Source organism: Peribacillus sp. SRI_006 (genome assembly GCF_057586375.1).
The window spans coordinates 1-16163 of sequence record NZ_JBYCZT010000029.1 but is presented as its reverse complement, the minus strand read 5'-3'; the positions used below and the strand labels follow the sequence as shown (position 1 = coordinate 16163).

19 protein-coding genes and 11 tRNA genes are annotated in these 16163 nt (G+C 41.2%); 28 read left to right on the top strand and 2 right to left on the bottom strand.

Annotation, left to right across the window (positions count from 1 at the left end; translation table 11 throughout):
* Nucleotides 1-71 precede the first annotated feature (71 nt).
* On the top strand, nucleotides 72-545 hold the full coding sequence (locus AC2YHV_RS26815) for a PH domain-containing protein (protein ID WP_034306614.1): 474 nt from the start codon (nucleotides 72-74) through the stop codon (nucleotides 543-545).
* Nucleotides 538-2001, top strand: coding sequence for a PH domain-containing protein (locus AC2YHV_RS26810; protein ID WP_063574486.1), 1464 nt, complete (start codon nucleotides 538-540; stop codon nucleotides 1999-2001). Before AC2YHV_RS26815 ends, AC2YHV_RS26810 begins: the two co-directional genes overlap by 8 nt.
* 26 nt (nucleotides 2002-2027) lie before the next feature.
* Here AC2YHV_RS26810 and AC2YHV_RS26805 read toward each other — a convergent pair whose 3' ends face one another.
* Nucleotides 2028-2618, bottom strand: a complete 591-nt coding sequence (locus AC2YHV_RS26805; protein WP_063574485.1) for a rhomboid family intramembrane serine protease — start codon at nucleotides 2616-2618, stop codon at nucleotides 2028-2030.
* 107 nt (nucleotides 2619-2725) lie between these two features.
* Here AC2YHV_RS26805 and acpS point away from each other — a divergent pair, with 107 nt between their 5' ends.
* From acpS to AC2YHV_RS26735, 14 genes are all read left to right on the top strand, one after another.
* The gene (gene acpS / locus AC2YHV_RS26800; protein WP_053537119.1) at nucleotides 2726-3076 is read left to right on the top strand and encodes a holo-ACP synthase; all 351 of its coding nucleotides are present in this window, start codon (nucleotides 2726-2728) and stop codon (nucleotides 3074-3076) included.
* Nucleotides 3077-3317: 241 nt separating this feature from the next.
* Complete coding sequence (locus tag AC2YHV_RS26795; RefSeq protein WP_063574484.1) at nucleotides 3318-4322, top strand: LolA family protein; 1005 nt, start codon at nucleotides 3318-3320, stop codon at nucleotides 4320-4322.
* A gap of 219 nt (nucleotides 4323-4541) precedes the next feature.
* Nucleotides 4542-5729 carry an alanine racemase gene (gene alr, locus AC2YHV_RS26790; protein ID WP_063574483.1) on the top strand — a complete coding sequence of 396 codons (1188 nt, stop codon included), beginning with the start codon at nucleotides 4542-4544 and terminating at the stop codon, nucleotides 5727-5729.
* 160 nt (nucleotides 5730-5889) lie between these two features.
* Nucleotides 5890-6171 carry a CopG family ribbon-helix-helix protein gene (locus tag AC2YHV_RS26785; RefSeq protein ID WP_034306380.1) on the top strand — a complete coding sequence of 94 codons (282 nt, stop codon included), beginning with the start codon at nucleotides 5890-5892 and terminating at the stop codon, nucleotides 6169-6171.
* A gap of 7 nt (nucleotides 6172-6178) precedes the next feature.
* Nucleotides 6179-6529 carry a type II toxin-antitoxin system PemK/MazF family toxin gene (locus tag AC2YHV_RS26780; protein WP_034306610.1) on the top strand — a complete coding sequence of 117 codons (351 nt, stop codon included), beginning with the start codon at nucleotides 6179-6181 and terminating at the stop codon, nucleotides 6527-6529.
* Nucleotides 6530-6911: 382 nt separating this feature from the next.
* The gene (locus AC2YHV_RS26775) at nucleotides 6912-7739 is read left to right on the top strand and encodes an RsbT co-antagonist protein RsbRA (RefSeq protein WP_034306378.1); all 828 of its coding nucleotides are present in this window, start codon (nucleotides 6912-6914) and stop codon (nucleotides 7737-7739) included.
* 2 nt (nucleotides 7740-7741) lie between these two features.
* Nucleotides 7742-8098, top strand: coding sequence for an STAS domain-containing protein (locus tag AC2YHV_RS26770; RefSeq protein ID WP_214807356.1), 357 nt, complete (start codon nucleotides 7742-7744; stop codon nucleotides 8096-8098).
* 3 nt (nucleotides 8099-8101) lie between these two features.
* On the top strand, nucleotides 8102-8503 hold the full coding sequence (locus tag AC2YHV_RS26765; RefSeq protein WP_048682056.1) for an anti-sigma regulatory factor: 402 nt from the start codon (nucleotides 8102-8104) through the stop codon (nucleotides 8501-8503).
* A gap of 9 nt (nucleotides 8504-8512) precedes the next feature.
* Nucleotides 8513-9523: a PP2C family protein-serine/threonine phosphatase gene (locus tag AC2YHV_RS26760; protein ID WP_034306371.1), complete on the top strand. Its 1011-nt coding sequence runs from the start codon at nucleotides 8513-8515 to the stop codon at nucleotides 9521-9523.
* Nucleotides 9524-9582: 59 nt separating this feature from the next.
* Complete coding sequence (locus AC2YHV_RS26755; protein ID WP_034306369.1) at nucleotides 9583-9915, top strand: anti-sigma factor antagonist; 333 nt, start codon at nucleotides 9583-9585, stop codon at nucleotides 9913-9915.
* A complete protein-coding gene (gene rsbW, locus AC2YHV_RS26750; protein ID WP_034306366.1) occupies nucleotides 9912-10385 on the top strand; it encodes an anti-sigma B factor RsbW in 474 nt (157 codons plus the stop codon). The genes AC2YHV_RS26755 and rsbW overlap by 4 nt, the downstream gene beginning before the upstream one ends.
* Nucleotides 10363-11151, top strand: coding sequence for an RNA polymerase sigma factor SigB (gene sigB, locus AC2YHV_RS26745; RefSeq protein WP_034306363.1), 789 nt, complete (start codon nucleotides 10363-10365; stop codon nucleotides 11149-11151). The genes rsbW and sigB overlap by 23 nt, the downstream gene beginning before the upstream one ends.
* Nucleotides 11148-11759 carry a PP2C family serine/threonine-protein phosphatase gene (locus tag AC2YHV_RS26740; protein WP_222620049.1) on the top strand — a complete coding sequence of 204 codons (612 nt, stop codon included), beginning with the start codon at nucleotides 11148-11150 and terminating at the stop codon, nucleotides 11757-11759. The genes sigB and AC2YHV_RS26740 overlap by 4 nt, the downstream gene beginning before the upstream one ends.
* A 92-nt stretch (nucleotides 11760-11851) precedes the next feature.
* The gene (locus AC2YHV_RS26735) at nucleotides 11852-14035 is read left to right on the top strand and encodes a Tex family protein (protein WP_487374510.1); all 2184 of its coding nucleotides are present in this window, start codon (nucleotides 11852-11854) and stop codon (nucleotides 14033-14035) included.
* A 74-nt stretch (nucleotides 14036-14109) separates the two neighbouring features.
* Here AC2YHV_RS26735 and cmpA read toward each other — a convergent pair whose 3' ends face one another.
* Entirely contained in the window at nucleotides 14110-14229 is a 120-nt protein-coding gene (gene cmpA, locus AC2YHV_RS26730) for a cortex morphogenetic protein CmpA (protein ID WP_089364909.1), read from the bottom strand.
* Nucleotides 14230-14312: 83 nt separating this feature from the next.
* On the opposite strand from cmpA, the gene AC2YHV_RS26725 reads away from it, so the two are divergent.
* The 12 genes from AC2YHV_RS26725 to AC2YHV_RS26670 all read left to right on the top strand — a co-directional run bounded on the left by AC2YHV_RS26725 (nucleotide 14313) and on the right by AC2YHV_RS26670 (nucleotide 16056).
* Entirely contained in the window at nucleotides 14313-14792 is a 480-nt protein-coding gene (locus AC2YHV_RS26725; RefSeq protein WP_063574480.1) for a SprT family protein, read from the top strand.
* 132 nt (nucleotides 14793-14924) lie between these two features.
* Nucleotides 14925-14999: transfer RNA gene (locus AC2YHV_RS26720), tRNA-Asn, on the top strand.
* Nucleotides 15000-15007: 8 nt separating this feature from the next.
* Nucleotides 15008-15098, top strand: a tRNA-Ser gene (locus AC2YHV_RS26715).
* Between the two features lie 20 nt (nucleotides 15099-15118).
* A tRNA-Glu gene (locus tag AC2YHV_RS26710) sits at nucleotides 15119-15190 on the top strand.
* Between the two features lie 25 nt (nucleotides 15191-15215).
* Nucleotides 15216-15291, top strand: a tRNA-Asp gene (locus AC2YHV_RS26705).
* A gap of 82 nt (nucleotides 15292-15373) precedes the next feature.
* A tRNA-Gln gene (locus AC2YHV_RS26700) sits at nucleotides 15374-15448 on the top strand.
* A 10-nt stretch (nucleotides 15449-15458) separates the two neighbouring features.
* Nucleotides 15459-15534, top strand: a tRNA-Lys gene (locus AC2YHV_RS26695).
* 9 nt (nucleotides 15535-15543) lie between these two features.
* A tRNA-Leu gene (locus AC2YHV_RS26690) sits at nucleotides 15544-15625 on the top strand.
* Nucleotides 15626-15684: 59 nt separating this feature from the next.
* Nucleotides 15685-15770 (top strand) — tRNA-Leu (locus AC2YHV_RS26685).
* Nucleotides 15771-15788: 18 nt separating this feature from the next.
* Nucleotides 15789-15865 (top strand) — tRNA-Arg (locus AC2YHV_RS26680).
* 7 nt (nucleotides 15866-15872) lie between these two features.
* Nucleotides 15873-15949: transfer RNA gene (locus AC2YHV_RS26675), tRNA-Pro, on the top strand.
* Nucleotides 15950-15982: 33 nt separating this feature from the next.
* Nucleotides 15983-16056 (top strand) — tRNA-Gly (locus AC2YHV_RS26670).
* Nucleotides 16057-16163 lie beyond the last annotated feature (107 nt).

Here is a 16163-nt window from a genome sequence, read left to right as displayed (position 1 = left end):
TATAATGGATGAAAGCAAGGATGGATGATGATGATTCAATTAGCATTACCTGTCCGGAAGAGGAGAAGCACATGGAACCTGAAAATCGTATATCGAATAAGGCCTTAACCGTATGGAAAATCAGTGGTCTTATAAGCTGTTCAATAACCTGGATTATAAGCATCGCCGTACTCGTGCTTACAATCATTTTTGATTGGACATATTGGGTGATTGGCGCGTTGGTCCTAATTTCGACAATCCAATCCTATCTGGCCATCTTTCTGATTCCGTCCGTTAAATGGAAGAGGTGGCGTTACGAAGTAAGAAATACTGAAATTGATATCCAAAGTGGTATTTTCATCATTAAAAGAACACTCATACCCATGATAAGGGTTCAGCATGTTGAAACGAAGCAAGGGCCATTATTAAGAAAATACGATTTAGCCTCCGTTGAAATTTCCACTGCAGCGACTCTTCATGTTATCCCTGCCTTGGACCTTGCAGAGGCGGATGAATTGCGGCATTATATTTCGAGAATGGCAAGTGTGGAGGAAGAAGATGTCTGATCCTAAAAGGCTTCACCCCATAGCTGTATTGCTTAACATCATTAAATCGATTAAGGAGTTAGTCATCCCTTTTTTATTAGTGGTCGTCATTCCTGGGAAGAATGAAGGAATTCCCGGATGGATACAACCGCTGGTCATTGCCATTATTATACTTTTGATTATAGGGAATGCTTTCTTGCAATGGTTACGCTTTACATATCGGATCGAAGAGGGAGAATTCAGAATTGAGTCCGGGGTATTCGTAAGGAAGAAACGGTATATAAAGTTTGATCGGATTCATAGCATAGATATATCAGAGGGCATCATCCAGAGGGTATTCAGCCTGGTGAAGCTGAATATTGAAACGGCAGGCGGGTCTCAGGCGGATGCCGTATTATCAGCCATAAGGAAAAGTGATGCGGATCGAATCAATGCTTATATAAGTGAGGGAAAAAATGCGTATAACCCATTTGATAGGGATAAAGATGAAGTCGCGGATAATGAAATTGTTGCAAAATCATCTTCCGTTTTTAAGCAGACACTGCCGCAGTTATTCGCTATGGCTGCCACTTCGGGAGCGGTAGGTGTCTTCCTATCCGGGGCAGTCGCTTTTATTTCACAGTTCGATGAAATGATACCTTTTCAGAGAATATTTAAGGATTATGAAGATTTTATTGAAATGGGGACCTTCATTCTGACCTTGTTTGCCCTTGTGGCTTTATTGGCGGTTTATGTGCTGGCCACATTAAGTATGGTAATTAAATACGCTTCCTTTACCGTGATAAAAACGGATGAGGAGATCGTTATTTCCAGGGGGCTTCTCGAGAAAAGACGGCTGACAATCCCTATCCATAAAATTCAAGGTATCCGGATCATGGAGAATTTAATTCGAAAGCCATTGGGATTGGCGACGGTTTATATTGAATATGCGGGAGGGAGCATGGAAGATAAAGAAAGTCTTTCCATCATGCTGTTCCCTTTAATCAGAAAGAAGCATTTACAGGGAAAAATCCTGGAAATTTTACCGGTTTATGAAACGGATACGAAGATGAAACCAATACCCAAGCGTGCACTTTCCAGGTATGTGTTTCGAAAGTTTCTATACCTTATCCCGATCATCGGTGCCTTGGTATGGTTTTTCAGACCTTGGGGTTATCTTTCCTTCTTGCTTGTACCGTTGGCGATTTTTTGGGCATACATGCAATATAGAGATGCAGGTTGGAGCATAGAAGGGAATTTATTACTATTGAGCAGCCGTTTTTTCACGAAGCAAACATTGATCATGCAGAGAAGCAGAATTCAATCAATCACATATAAAAAAAGCTGGTTTCAGAATCGAAAAGAATTAGCCACCATTACAGCATCGATTAAATCAGGAATTACCTCCCGGGTCGGTATGGTTGCTGATATGGAAGAAAAGGATTGCCTAATAATTAAATCATGGTATTTACCTGAAAAAGCAGTCGACTCCCAATGATTGAAAGGAAGAGTCGGCTGTTTGGCCTACCATTTTTTTCTTAGGAATAATGGAGCGGTTAAAAAGCCGGTGGCCATTCCAGCCAAATGACCGACAACGTTTATTTGCGGTTGGATGAAAGTCATGATAAGGGCAATTCCGGTCAATGTATATACTGTATTTCTTTCGTTGTTCGTAAAATTGGTTTTATTGAACAGTACAAGATATAGAAAGAATCCGAGTAAACCAAAAATTGCTCCGCTGGCACCTACGTGATTATATGTCAGTGGGTTAATCAGGAAGGTTGCGATATTGGCAAGGATCCCTGTCGATAAAAAGAAAATTGAAAACTTGAAGGCTCCAAGTAACTTCTCCAGGAATGGACCAAAGATGGCAAGTGAGAATCCATTAAACAGTAAATGTGTAAACGTGCTATGTAGAAAGATGGGGGTGATCAAACGCCACCATTGTCCATCAGCGATGTATAAATTCACACCTGTGCCATAATAAAAGAGTACATTTCCGGGAAGTACGGGGAAAAGGACGAGAACGAATACAAGCATCATAATGAGTATGAGCACAGTTACAGCTCGATAAGAATTTGCATATTCGCGGAAGCTTTCTGTTCTTGTAAACATAAATTCCTCCTTATATCGTTTTTAATTGGATACAATATTATCATTTTCATGTAAAAGAGTCCTCCTAATGATATGCAACTTATTAAATTAATAGAAGAGGTGTCAAAGTGATTAAAGGCATAGGCGTGGACATTACTGAGTTGGATAGAATGGAAACATTGATTAATCGGCAACCCCGTTTAAAGGAGCGTATATTGACGGAAAGTGAAATCTTGATTTTCGAAAAGTTAAATGGAAGAAGGAAGGTCGAGTATTTTGCTGGCCGTTTTGCAGCTAAGGAGGCATTTTCAAAAGCGAACGGTACAGGGATCGGTAAGCACTTATCCTTTTTGGATATTGAAATCATCTCGGATGATAAAGGAAAGCCGGTGATTTCAAAGCCGTTTTCTGAAGGGGTCCATCTTTCGATTAGCCATAGCAGGGATTACGCGGTTGCTCAAGTCGTAATTGAAGGGTGAATGGAGTTTTGTCCAATCGGGTCATAAACCTTAAGGTTGTCTCATATACATTTAGTGCTATAGGGAGACAAGGCCCGGTAAAAGGTACATGGCAGAGTAGGTGCTCTCGAAAAGTTTTTAGCCGGATCGAGAATGGTCCTGTCTAAAATACTGAGGAATCTAAGACATCAGTCGAGCCAATGTCCGGATCCTGCCTTTTCCTCTCCCTTTTACGTTCAAATGACAAAAAGGGGTTGAAAAGATGAAGAAGATGGTAATGCTTTTTGCAGGGATCATGCTCTTGCTTGCTCTTTCTGCTTGCGGCCAAAAATCGCAGAGTGACGTAGTTAGTGAATTGAATGAGAAGCTTGGTGAAATGAAAGGATATAAAGCTAACGCGAAGATGACATTAAAGATGGGGACGGAACCTCAAGTGTATAATGTGGAGATTTGGCATAAGGACCCTTCTTTTTACCGCGTGAATCTGAAAAATGAAGAGAAAGATCAAAGCCAGATGATTTTGAAAAATGATGATGGTGTATACGTTTTGACGCCTGCTTTGAATAAAAGTTTTAAATTTCAAAGCGAGTGGCCGGAGAACAGCAGTCAGGCCTATTTGTTCGAGTCGTTGGTGAAAGACATTACGGAAGATAAAAGTGCAACATATAAAGAAACGGATAAACACTATGTCTTTGAAACGAAAACGCGCTACCAAAACAATAAAATGTTGCCATATCAAGAGATTACTATAAACAAAAAGGATTTATCCCCAGTCAGTGTAAAAGTCATGGACCCTGATAGGACCGCTTTGGTTCTTGTTGAATTCTCAAAAGTAAAATTCGATACGAGTTTTGATAAAGATTCATTTGACATGAAGAAAAACATGACAAGTGCACAACTTGAAGCTCCCGTTATGGCAGAAGTCCAAAATGAGGGGTTTGCCGTGAAATACCCTGAAAATATTGGCGATATGAATTTAACGGAAGAAAAAGAAATTACGACGGAAAAGGGAGAACGTGTCGTTTTGACCTATGAGGGTACAAAAAGTTTTACATTAGTTCAGGAAAAAGCTGAGGTAGTCCAAACTTCCGTTTCGACGAATGTGAATGGAGAACCTGTTGATTTGGGTTATACTGTCGGGGCCATGACGGGAAATACGATTGCATGGACTTTTGAAGGTGTCGATTACATGCTAGCATCAAAGGATTTGTCACAGCAAGAGATGATAGAAGTCGCCCGTTCGGTTGGGGAAGATCCAGTCAAATAGGATTACATAACAAGCTGATGTTTCCCGTCTCCTTACGAAGGTTTTCTTCTGGGAAGGATAGGCGGGGAAGCGGCTTGTTGACCTTTTTTAACCCATTATTTGATTTAGGCTGGCAGCCGGGAAATGGGGATCAAGGTGAAAAAGCACTTTATCTTTCTAGCGGTTGGTTATAGAATGGTCCTATAATGAAACGAAAACTTCGCTACTGGGAAGAATCTTATGGTGAGTATAGGAAAGAAGGAAAAGGTCTTGGAAACAAAAGTATTTCATCGAGATACGTGGGCAGAAGTAAATTTGGATAATATTTTTGAAAATATCTCTTCAATGAAAAAAAGTCTGAAAAAGGGCGTTAGTCTTTTCGCTGTCGTCAAAGCCAATGCTTATGGCCACGGGGACTATGAAGTGGCTAAAACGGCGCTTGATGCGGGGGCGGATTTTTTAAGTGTAGCTTTTTTGGATGAGGCTCTTGCCTTACGGAATAAAGGTATATTGGCTCCGATTCTTGTCCTTGGGGCTTCTAGGCCTGAAAGTGCAGCGCTTGCTGCCGAGCATGGTATTTCCGTGACGGTTTTCGATGAAGCATGGTTGGAGAAGGCGAAGGATTTGTTGAAACCGGGACAAGTTTTGCAAATCCATGTAAAAGTGGATAGCGGCATGGGGAGAATCGGCATTCGAGATAAAGGTCAACTCATGAAAGTGGAAAGTTTGCTTAAGAGGGAAACTTGTTTCAATTTCCAAGGGATATTCACTCATTTCGCGACTGCGGATGAAATGAAGACGGACTTATATGAAAAGCAGCTTGCCTTTTTTAAAGGGATGCTTTCCGAATTGACGGGAAAGCCGGAATATGTTCATGCGGCCAATAGTGCAGCTTCTCTAAGGTTCACCGATTCAGAATGGAATGCAGTAAGAATGGGGATTTCCATGTATGGTTTGAGTCCTTCCATGGAGATGAAGCCGATATTGCCATTTCCATTAAAACAGGCTATATCATTGAGAACGGAGATGGTCGCGGTTAAACAGCTTGCTAAGGGTGAAAGCGTTAGCTATGGAGCGACTTATACGGCTGAAGGTGATGAATGGATTGGAACTTTGCCAATCGGATATGCTGACGGCTGGATCCGTAAGCTGCAAGGTCAGGAAGTTCTTGTGGATGGAAAAAGAGTGCCCATAGTCGGAAGGATTTGCATGGATCAATGCATGATCAAGCTGCCTGGACCATACCCTGTAGGAACTGTGGTCACATTAATCGGGAATGATGGGGATGAATCGATTACTGTCGATGAGATAGCGGCAAAACTGGAAACGATCAACTATGAGGTGACATGCATGATAGGAGCAAGAGTGCCCCGCATATATTTGAAAGACAATCAGGTGAATCATGTACGCAACTTCATTCTGGAATGAGCGGATTGTAAAAAAATCCTAAGATTGTGAATAAGATTTCCTTTATTATGCTGATAATAGGATTGAGAATAGAATATACTCTTTGCAGATAGGCAATTTAATGGTAATATTGAAAAGGATATATAATAAAGGTGTGTAGTGATGGTGGAGGTGTATGTTTGTGTCTGAATCCAGCGCAACAAGAGAGATATTAATTCGATTACCTCAAAATTTTTTAACAGAGTTAGACGGGTATGCGAGTGAGGAAAATGTGAATCGCAGTGAATTTATTTATCGTGCCACAAAAATGTATCTTCGCGAACGTAAAAAGAAAGAGTTTCGTGAATCGATGAAACGCGGTTATATTGAAATGGCGGCCATTAATTTAACGATTGCTTCTGAAGCCTTCCAGGCTGAATTCGAGGCTGGTCATTGCGTTGAACGATTAGTTAGCGGAGGCTGAGCCATTGATTGTTGTTAAGCGTGGTGACGTATACTTCGCAGACCTTTCCCCGGTAGTCGGTTCAGAGCAGGGTGGAACCCGTCCGGTACTAATTTTACAAAACGATATTGGTAATCGCTTTAGTCCGACTGTGATCGTGGCAGCCATTACAGCTCAAATTCAAAAAGCGAAATTGCCTACACATGTTGAGATTAATGCAAAAAAGTACGGATTCGAACGGGATTCCGTCATTTTATTAGAACAGATCCGGACAATCGATAAGCAGCGTTTAACTGATAAAATTACGCATCTTGACGAACCGATGATGCAAAAAGTCAATGAAGCTTTGCAAATAAGTTTAGGCCTCATTGAGTTTTAAAGAAAATTTTTCCCGTTAAACCGGGCGTTATTATAATACAAATCATTCTTGATATTATTTAGATGGCACGATTCCTGCAACTGTGGGGATCGTGTTTTTTTGTCAAATAACATAAACATATCCAAAAAGTATACAGCAGGAAATATGAAAAATTTGACGAATAAAAACAGTATACAATAAGATATTTGAAAGTTTTTTATAGTATCCTCCATACTTTTCTTGGAATGATGTTTTTCTTACCTGAATTTCGGGTATATAGTTATGTTGTAAATACCTAAAAAAAGCCTCTAAGGAAATCCAAATGGCATAACATTACAGTTAGTTAACATCCTTGTGACGTGGACAGGGAAGCATAGCAATTGTGTTAGAATGGGAGGATATTATGAATCAATTGGTTTACGATTTTATTAAGCGAAATCAAGATTACATCCTTACTGAGTGGATGGGCATCATGAAGGAAAGCACGGACGAAAGATTAATTAAAGTCGTCTCAGATCAAATGTTCACGCAAACGAGCAGTGAATTTATAGATATGATCATCACGAACGTTGATAGTAAAAACAAGGAATTCACATTGAAGCTTTCAGATTTTGCCGAGAAAGTCGTCCAATTGGGATGGCCTCTTACTTTCGTCAATGAAGGACTTCATAAATTCACGTTAATTGTCATAAATGGAATGGTGGAAAAGGGTCTCGTTACTCCGGATAATCAAGTCAATCTTGTTAACCATTTGGATAAATGGGCGACACCGATAAATAATGAAATAGTCAATATATATACCCAAACTTGGGAAAGAACGGTTTCCATGCAAAAAATAGCGTTGCAAGAACTTTCGGCACCGCTCATACCCGTATTGGAAGGCATTACGGTCATGCCCTTGGTTGGTACGATAGATACAGAACGTGCCAAACAGATAATGGAAAACCTGCTGACCGGCGTGGTTAAGCATAGATCTGAAGTTGTTCTGATTGATATAACGGGCGTGCCGGTCGTGGATACCATGGTTGCCCACCATATCATTCAAGCGGCAGAAGCAGTCCGCTTAGTGGGCGCCAAATGCATACTTTGCGGCATCCGCCCTGAAATTGCTCAAACCATCGTTAATCTTGGCATTAATTTAAATGAAGTGATTACAAAAAATACATTGAAAAAAGGGATAGAAGTTGCTTTGGAATTAACGAGCCGTAAGATCGTAAAGGTGGAGGGATAAGGATGAGGATTCCGATATTAAAGCTTTATGACTGCTTGTTAGTCTCTATACAGTGGGAATTGGATGATATGACAGCGCTCCAATTTCAAGAGGATTTACTGCATAAGATTCATGAAACAAGCGCGAATGGCGTAGTTATAGATATTACCTCAATAGATTTTATTGATTCTTTTATCGCAAAGGTATTAGGCGATGTCTTTAGCATGTCTAAGCTTATGGGGGCCAAAGTTGTAATTACGGGAATCCAGCCTGCTGTTGCAATAACATTGATTGAACTAGGAATTAGTCTCGATGATGTTCTGACAGCATTAGACTTAGAGAAAGGCCTGGAGAAATTACAACAGGAATTGGGGGAGTAAAGAATGGAGTTCCAATCCTGCGTAAAAATCATAAATGAATGGGACATCGTAGCTGCAAGGCAGCTCGGAAGAAATGTCGCTAAAGAGTTGGGGTTCGGTACTGTAGACCAGGCCAGAATCACAACGGCCATTAGCGAATTGGCCCGAAACATATACCTATATGCTGGACAAGGCAGTGTTAGCATAGAAAAGCTAAATATAAATGGGAAGTCAGGATTGAAAATCATTGCAGAAGACCAAGGGCCGGGAATTGAGGATATCCGCAGAGTCATGGAAGATGGATATACCACCTCAGGGGGGCTGGGGGCAGGCCTTCCTGGAGCCAAACGTTTAATGGATGACTTTGATATTGAATCGATACCAGGTGAAGGGACTAAGATTATCGCGACGAAATGGCTCCGTTAGGGGGGGACTATGGATATTAGGGAGAACATGGAGAAAAAGTATCATGAGGCGCTTTCTACTTATCTTAAAGACCAAAATGAGCAGGCACTCTATCAAGGGCAGAAGATTAGCCGCCTACATATCAAATACAATATATCTCCAGAAGAAATCATAAGTATGCATAAAAATAACTTAATGGAACTTTACCCGGAATTACCGGGAAAAGTACTGGATTCTTTCGATTTTCTGCTAGAAGTCATGATGGGCTACGGCATTGCATACCGTGAACATCAAAGCCTCAGACATCAACAGCAGGAATTGAAAACGGAAATCGAGATAGCGGCAAACGTTCAACATACTCTTTTGGAAACGGAAATACCTGATATCAAAGCTCTTGAAATTGGGGCGATCAGTGTTCCTGCGAGGCAGATGAACGGGGATTACTATCACTTCGTCCAGGATGAAAATGAGCGTATAGGTGTTGGGATAGCCGATGTCATAGGAAAAGGGATCCCTGCTGCGCTGTGCATGTCGATGATCAAATATGCGATGGACAGTCTTCCGGAGCATCGTCATGAACCGAAAAGTGTACTTGAGAGTTTGAACCGGGTTGTAGAGCATAATGTTGATCCAAGCATGTTCATAACCATGTTCTATGGTTTATATGATCCGCATGACAGGCAATTTTCCTATGCTTCAGCCGGACATGAACCTGGATTTTACTATGACGCAGCTACAGGTACTTTTAGCGATTTGGATGCAAAGGGCTTGTTGCTTGGCGTTGATAAAAAAACAAGGTATCGCCAATATGAAAAAACGGTGAATCGTGGCGACATGATCATTCTATTATCTGACGGAGTAACGGAGTGCCGCACGAATGATGGGTTCATAGAGAGAGAAACGCTTATTGGTTTGATTAAAAAAAATATGCATTTGCAAGCCCAGGAAATGGTGAATAATATATATAAACAATTGGAGAAAATGCAGAACTTCCAACTGAGGGATGATTTTACATTAATAATTTTAAAATCAAATGTTTAGCATTGTTACTGCTGGGTATAGATATAGGAATGAAGAGGATTTGAAGAGGTGGGTCAAGGATGAATATAACAGTAGATGTTAATGAATTGAATACTGAATTTAATGTAAAACTAAAAGGTGAAATCGATGCTTATACTGCGCCGAAACTAAGAGAATCACTATTTCCAATTTCAGAGCAGGAAAATGTTTCGATTACTATTGATTTAACTGAGGTTTCGTATATGGATAGTACGGGACTTGGGGTATTTGTCGGTGCTTTTAAAAGTGTTAGGGCACATAATGGCGAGTTCACGTTAGTTGGATTATCGGAAAGGTTACGACGTTTATTTGATATAACAGGTCTTGCAGATATCATTGATATAAAAAGTGGTACAGAGGGTGGGTTAGAATGAGTCAAGTATATGATTACATCGAAATGAAAATACCTGCAAAACCAGAATTCATCGGTGTCATTCGTTTAACGCTTTCTGGAATTGGAAGCCGGATGGGATTTGCGTATGATGAAATAGAGGATTTGAAAATCGCTACCAGTGAGGCTTGTACAAATGCGGTACAGCATGCATACAAGGATTCTGAAAAAGGTGAAGTGAAAGTAAGTTTCGGCCTTTATCCTGACCGTTTGGAGGTCATGGTTTCCGATAGTGGCAAGAGCTGTAATTTCGAGGAGGTTCGTCAAGGGCTAGGTCCATACGAAAATGGACAAAAAGTCGAACTTTTGAGAGAAGGAGGCTTGGGTCTTTACCTTATTGAAACTTTGATGGATGATGTAAAAATTCATCAGCATGATGGGGTTACTGTATTTATGACTAAGTTTTTAGAAGGAGAGCAGGTGGAGATGGATGCAAAAACAGTCTCAACCTAATCAGGCACAAAGAGAACAGGTAAATGAATGGATCAGAGCTTACCAGCAGAATCAAGATGAAGAAGCACAGAGTAATCTCGTCATCCATTATAAAAGTTTGGTTGAAACAATCTCCCGTAAGTATGCGAAAGGGAAATCATTTCAGGAGGATATCTCCCAAGTCGGCATGATTGGTCTATTAGGTGCCATTCGACGATATGATGAATCTTTCGGTAAGAGCTTTGAGGCATTTGCCGTCCCTACTATTATCGGGGAAATCAAAAGGTTCCTTCGTGACAAAACATGGAGTGTCCATGTGCCAAGGAGAATTAAGGAACTAGGTCCGAAAATCAGGGTGACTGTCGAGGAGTTAACGACAACTCTGCACCGTTCACCAAGAATAGATGAAATAGCCGATAGTATTGGCGTGACCGAGGAAGAAGTTTTAGAGGCGATGGAAATGGGAAAAAGCTATCAAGCTTTATCCGTGGATCATTCTATTGAGGCGGATTCTGATGGCGGCACTGTCACATTGCTTGATATATTCGGAAATGTCGATGAAGGTTTTGAAAAGGTCAATCAGCGACTTGTGCTTGAAAAGGTGCTTCATGTGCTGAGTGACCGTGAAAAGATGATCATTCAACATACTTATTTAGAGAATTTAAGCCAGAAAGAAGCTGGCGATAAGCTTGGGATTTCCCAAATGCATGTGTCAAGGCTCCAACGCCGCGCGATCAAGAAACTTCAAGAAGCCATTAATGCTGAAAACTCGGAGTTAATTCAGTGATCAAAGATATTCTAAGGGGAGAAAAAATAGAAGTCCTTGTCTCACAATCGTCTAAAAACGGGATGGTTTACTGTGGTGATGATTACTTTTTTCTTCATACGGAAGAATACTTTGTATGTGTCCTGGCAGATGGGCTAGGTAGCGGGAAAAATGCATACGATTCCTCCCATGCCGTCATCGAGGAAGTTAAACGTAATCATGAGTTGGATGTGGAAGCACTAATGGCAGTGTGCAATCAAGTTTTAGTCGATAAACGGGGGGCAGCCGTTTCCATTTTGAAAATCTTTTATGATAAGAATGAATTTGTATACAGTTCAGTGGGTAACATCCGCTTTTTCCTGTATAATCCAAACGACGATAAACTCGTTTACCCTTTACCTGTTACAGGGTATTTATCCGGCAGGAAACAAAAATACAGGACGCAAAGATACAAATATGAACCAAATGCTAAATTCATTCTTCATTCCGATGGTTTGGAACTTAAGGGAGCTAAGTCTTTTTTGAAAAGGCTGGTCCCTATCGATAAGAACGCCCAATGCATATTAAAAAGCAGTCCATTAACTGCAGATGATACAACTTTCATTTTAGGAAGCTTACTTTCGCCATAATTCGGAAGTGAGCTTTTTTGTATGGAATTCGCAACTTCATCGCTCATTTGCTAGACTATATATATTAGAGCAAAAGGTTGGAGGTATACAAAATGATCGTTGTAGAAGATACATTAAAAGAATTGATAAAACAAATATCCAATGAGCTGACTTTGAAAAACCATCAAGTTCAAAACGTCATACAGATGCTGCAAGAGGGGAATACTGTCCCTTTTATTGCACGGTATAGAAAAGAAATGACGGGTTCACTTGATGAAGTGCAGATTCGTTCCATTATGGAAAGATGGAACTATCTAGAAAACCTTGGCCAGAGGAAAGCGGAAGTTACTCGTTCAATTGGTGAACAGGGGAAATTGACGGAAGAATTAACAAAACAAATCGAAAAGGCAACAAAACTGCAGGAAGTCGAGGATTTATACAGGCCATTCAAACAAAAAAGGAGAACGAAAGCGACAGTTGCTAAAGAAAAGGGGCTTGAACCACTGGCTAATTGGCTTTTGGAATGCCAAATGCATCCTCGAGTCAGCGAAAAGGCAGCCGAATTCATATCGGCAGAAAAAGAAGTTCCTTCTATTGAAGAGGCTATTGCAGGTGCGCAGGATATCATAGCTGAACATATTTCCGATGATGCAGAATTAAGGAAGTGGATAAGGGCCGAAATTTTCAAAGCTGGAAAAGTGATTTCAACTGTGAAAAATGAAGAGAAGGACGAGAAAAAAATCTTCGAAATGTACTATGAGTATGAGGAGCCGGTTCAAAGAATCGTACCTCATCGGGTGTTGGCGCTGAACAGAGGTGAAAAGGAAGAGGTTTTGCGAATCTCCATTCAGCCCCGGTCTGAAGTCATCGTTGGTCATCTGGAACGTAAAATCATTAAAAATAACAAATCTGAAGCCCAAGCTGTTCTTAAATCTGCGATAGAGGATGGACTTAAGCGTTTGATCATGCCTTCTGTAGAGCGGGAGATCAGAAAAGAGCTGACGGAAAAAGCTGAGGATCAAGCTATCCACATTTTCTCTGAAAACCTCCGGAACCTGCTCTTGCAGCCTCCGCTTAAAGGAAAAGTGGTCCTCGCCTTAGATCCGGCATATAGGACTGGCTGTAAGCTCGCTGTCATTGATGAAACCGGAAAGGTACTTGATATCAGTGTAATCTATCCGCATCCTCCTGCTGCGAAACTTCATGCTGCCCGTGAAAAAACGATCGATATACTTCAGCGGTTCTCGGTTGAGATCGTGGCAATCGGCAATGGAACGGCATCACGTGAATCAGAGCAATTCATTTCAGATATTTTGAAAGAAGTGAAAGGGAACATTTCATATATCATTGTTAATGAAGCGGGAGCCAGTGTGTATTCAGCTTCGGATATAGCACGTGAAGAGTTTCCGGATCTTCAAGTTGAACAGAGAAGCGCAGTTTCGATAGGAAGAAGGCTTCAAGATCCCCTTGCTGAACTTGTTAAAATTGATCCGCAATCTGTGGGGGTAGGCCAGTATCAACATGATGTGTCTCAGAAAAAGTTAACGGAATCCCTCACCTTTGTAGTGGAAACAGCTGTTAACCAGGTGGGTGTTAATGTCAATACCGCTTCATCGTCTCTCTTACAATATGTAGCTGGTTTATCAAAATCGGTTGCTCAAAATATCGTGAAGAAAAGGGAAGTGGAAGGGAAATTTCAAAGCAGGAAGGAATTAAAGAAGATTCCCCGGCTTGGTGCCAAAACATATGAACAATGTATAGGATTCTTACGTATCATTAATGGAGATGAACCTTTAGATCAAACCGCGATACATCCTGAGAACTACAGTGCCGTGAATAAATTATTGAAGAAAATGGGATTCACATCTGAGGATTTAGGCAGTGATGCACTGAATGAAGAGTTAGGTAAGCTAAATCCTGCTGATTTGGTCAATGAATTGGAAATTGGGGAAATTACGATCAAAGATATCATCGATGATTTGATGAAACCGGGAAGAGATCCTCGGGATGAGTTATCAAAACCGCTGCTTAAGCAGGATGTACTAAAAATGGAGGATCTGCAAACTGGGATGGAGTTACAAGGTACAGTGAGGAATGTTGTGGATTTTGGTGCGTTTGTGGACATCGGTGTTAAACAGGATGGACTGGTGCATATTTCTAAACTGAGCAACCGGTTTGTAAAGCACCCATTGGATGTAGTTGCCGTTGGGGATGTTGTCACAGTTTGGGTCGAACTAGTTGACTCCCAAAAGCAAAGGGTATCTTTAACGATGCTCGAGCCAAAGGATCAAAACTAGCCTAAGGTAAGCTCCTTCTATATTAGAAGGGGTTTTTTTGAAATGATGTATTTATATTTGGAACAATGTCGAATCTATAATCTGAGACTTTCTTTCTTTTGATAAAAAAACCAACATTGATTCAACATCTTCACTTGATAATAATCCTTTTCATAAAAGGCTTTGCGGATTTGATTCTGGAACCAATTAGGCATAGCTTTTCCTCCCTTAGTTTCCTATTGTATTATTAGTCTATGTTATAATGGGTTGTCATGTTACCAAGGAAAGGGAGGGGGAAATGGATAATCGTCAATTGCAAAAACTAGTGGAAGAAATTTCGTTGAAAGACTTTAAAAAGGCCTTTAGACACCAAGCGAGTTTTAATCCGCGTCTCCGGACAACAGGAGGACGATACTTGCTCCGTTCACACAATATTGAAATAAATAAGAAGTATCTTGATGAACGCGGTGTGGAAGAATTGATTGGAATCATTAAGCATGAATTGTGCCATTACCATCTGCACATCGAGAAGAAGGGGTACCAGCATCGTGATGCGGATTTTAAGCATTTACTCAAAAAAGTGGGGGCACCGAGATTTTGCGAGCCGCTGCCATCTAACCAATTAAAGAAAAAGATGAATACAATTCAATATAAATGTGAAGACTGTCAGCAGGTATATATAAGAAAAAAACGAATCGACACTACCCGTTTCGTTTGTGGTAAATGTCGTGGAACATTGATTTACCAAGGGTTTAAGGAGCAAAAAACAAAAAAATAAAAAAACATAAAAGAACTCTTGACTTTAGGTTGCAACCTCTTTATAATCATAAGAGTCGACAAGATAACAACTTGTCCTTAACGACAAACACTAAGGTCCTTGAGCGTGAAAAAGGAACCCAATTTTCATTATTCCGCAGTAGCTCAGTGGTAGAGCATTCGGCTGTTAACCGAACGGTCGTAGGTTCGAGTCCTACCTGCGGAGCCATTTTTTTTGGGGAAGTACTCAAGAGGCTGAAGAGGCGCCCCTGCTAAGGGTGTAGGTCGCGTAAGCGGCGCGAGGGTTCAAATCCCTCCTTCTCCGCCAGTTACATATTTTTATATCAAGGCCCATTGGTCAAGCGGTTAAGACACCGCCCTTTCACGGCGGTAACACGGGTTCGAATCCCGTATGGGTCACTTTCTTATGCACAATCAAAATACTGGTCCCGTGGTGTAGCGGTTAACATGCCTGCCTGTCACGCAGGAGATCGCGGGTTCGATTCCCGTCGGGACCGCCATTTTTTTCTTAAAAAAAACACTTGCTAAATAAATATTATCGTGATATAATATTATCCTGGTTGTTAATTAGTGTTTAATTATTGGGCTATAGCCAAGCGGTAAGGCAACGGATTTTGATTCCGTCATGCGAAGGTTCGATCCCTTCTAGCCCAGCCATTTTTATTTAGAGCCATTAGCTCAGTTGGTAGAGCATCTGACTTTTAATCAGAGGGTCGAAGGTTCGAATCCTTCATGGCTCACCATTTATTTTCGCGGGTGTGGCGGAATTGGCAGACGCACCAGACTTAGGATCTGGCGCCGCAAGGCGTGGGGGTTCAAGTCCCTTCACCCGCACTGATATTTTTCTTCTTGACATCAAGTTGAAAAGGTGTTAAACTTACAAAGTCGCTTTCGCGGTCGTGGCGGAATGGCAGACGCGCTAGGTTGAGGGCCTAGTGGGGGAAACCCCGTGGAGGTTCGACTCCTCTCGGCCGCACCAATAACATCATAGAAATTAGCGCCCGTAGCTCAATTGGATAGAGCATCTGACTACGAATCAGAAGGTTGTAGGTTCGACTCCCGCCGGGCGCACCATATTTTACGGGAAGTAGCTCAGCTTGGTAGAGCACTTGGTTTGGGACCAAGGGGTCGCAGGTTCGAATCCTGTCTTCCCGACCATTCTTTCTTTCTGAAAATACTTTAAAATTAAATGCGGGTGTAGTTTAGTGGTAAAACCTCAGCCTTCCAAGCTGATGATGAGAGTTCGATTCTCTTCACCCGCTCCATTATTGCTCTTTGAAAACTGAACAAAACAAAGCGCCAACGTTAAATTTTAAGTGAGCACACACTATCAAAAAAAGCAAATGAGCAAGTCAAACATTTCTTCGGAGAG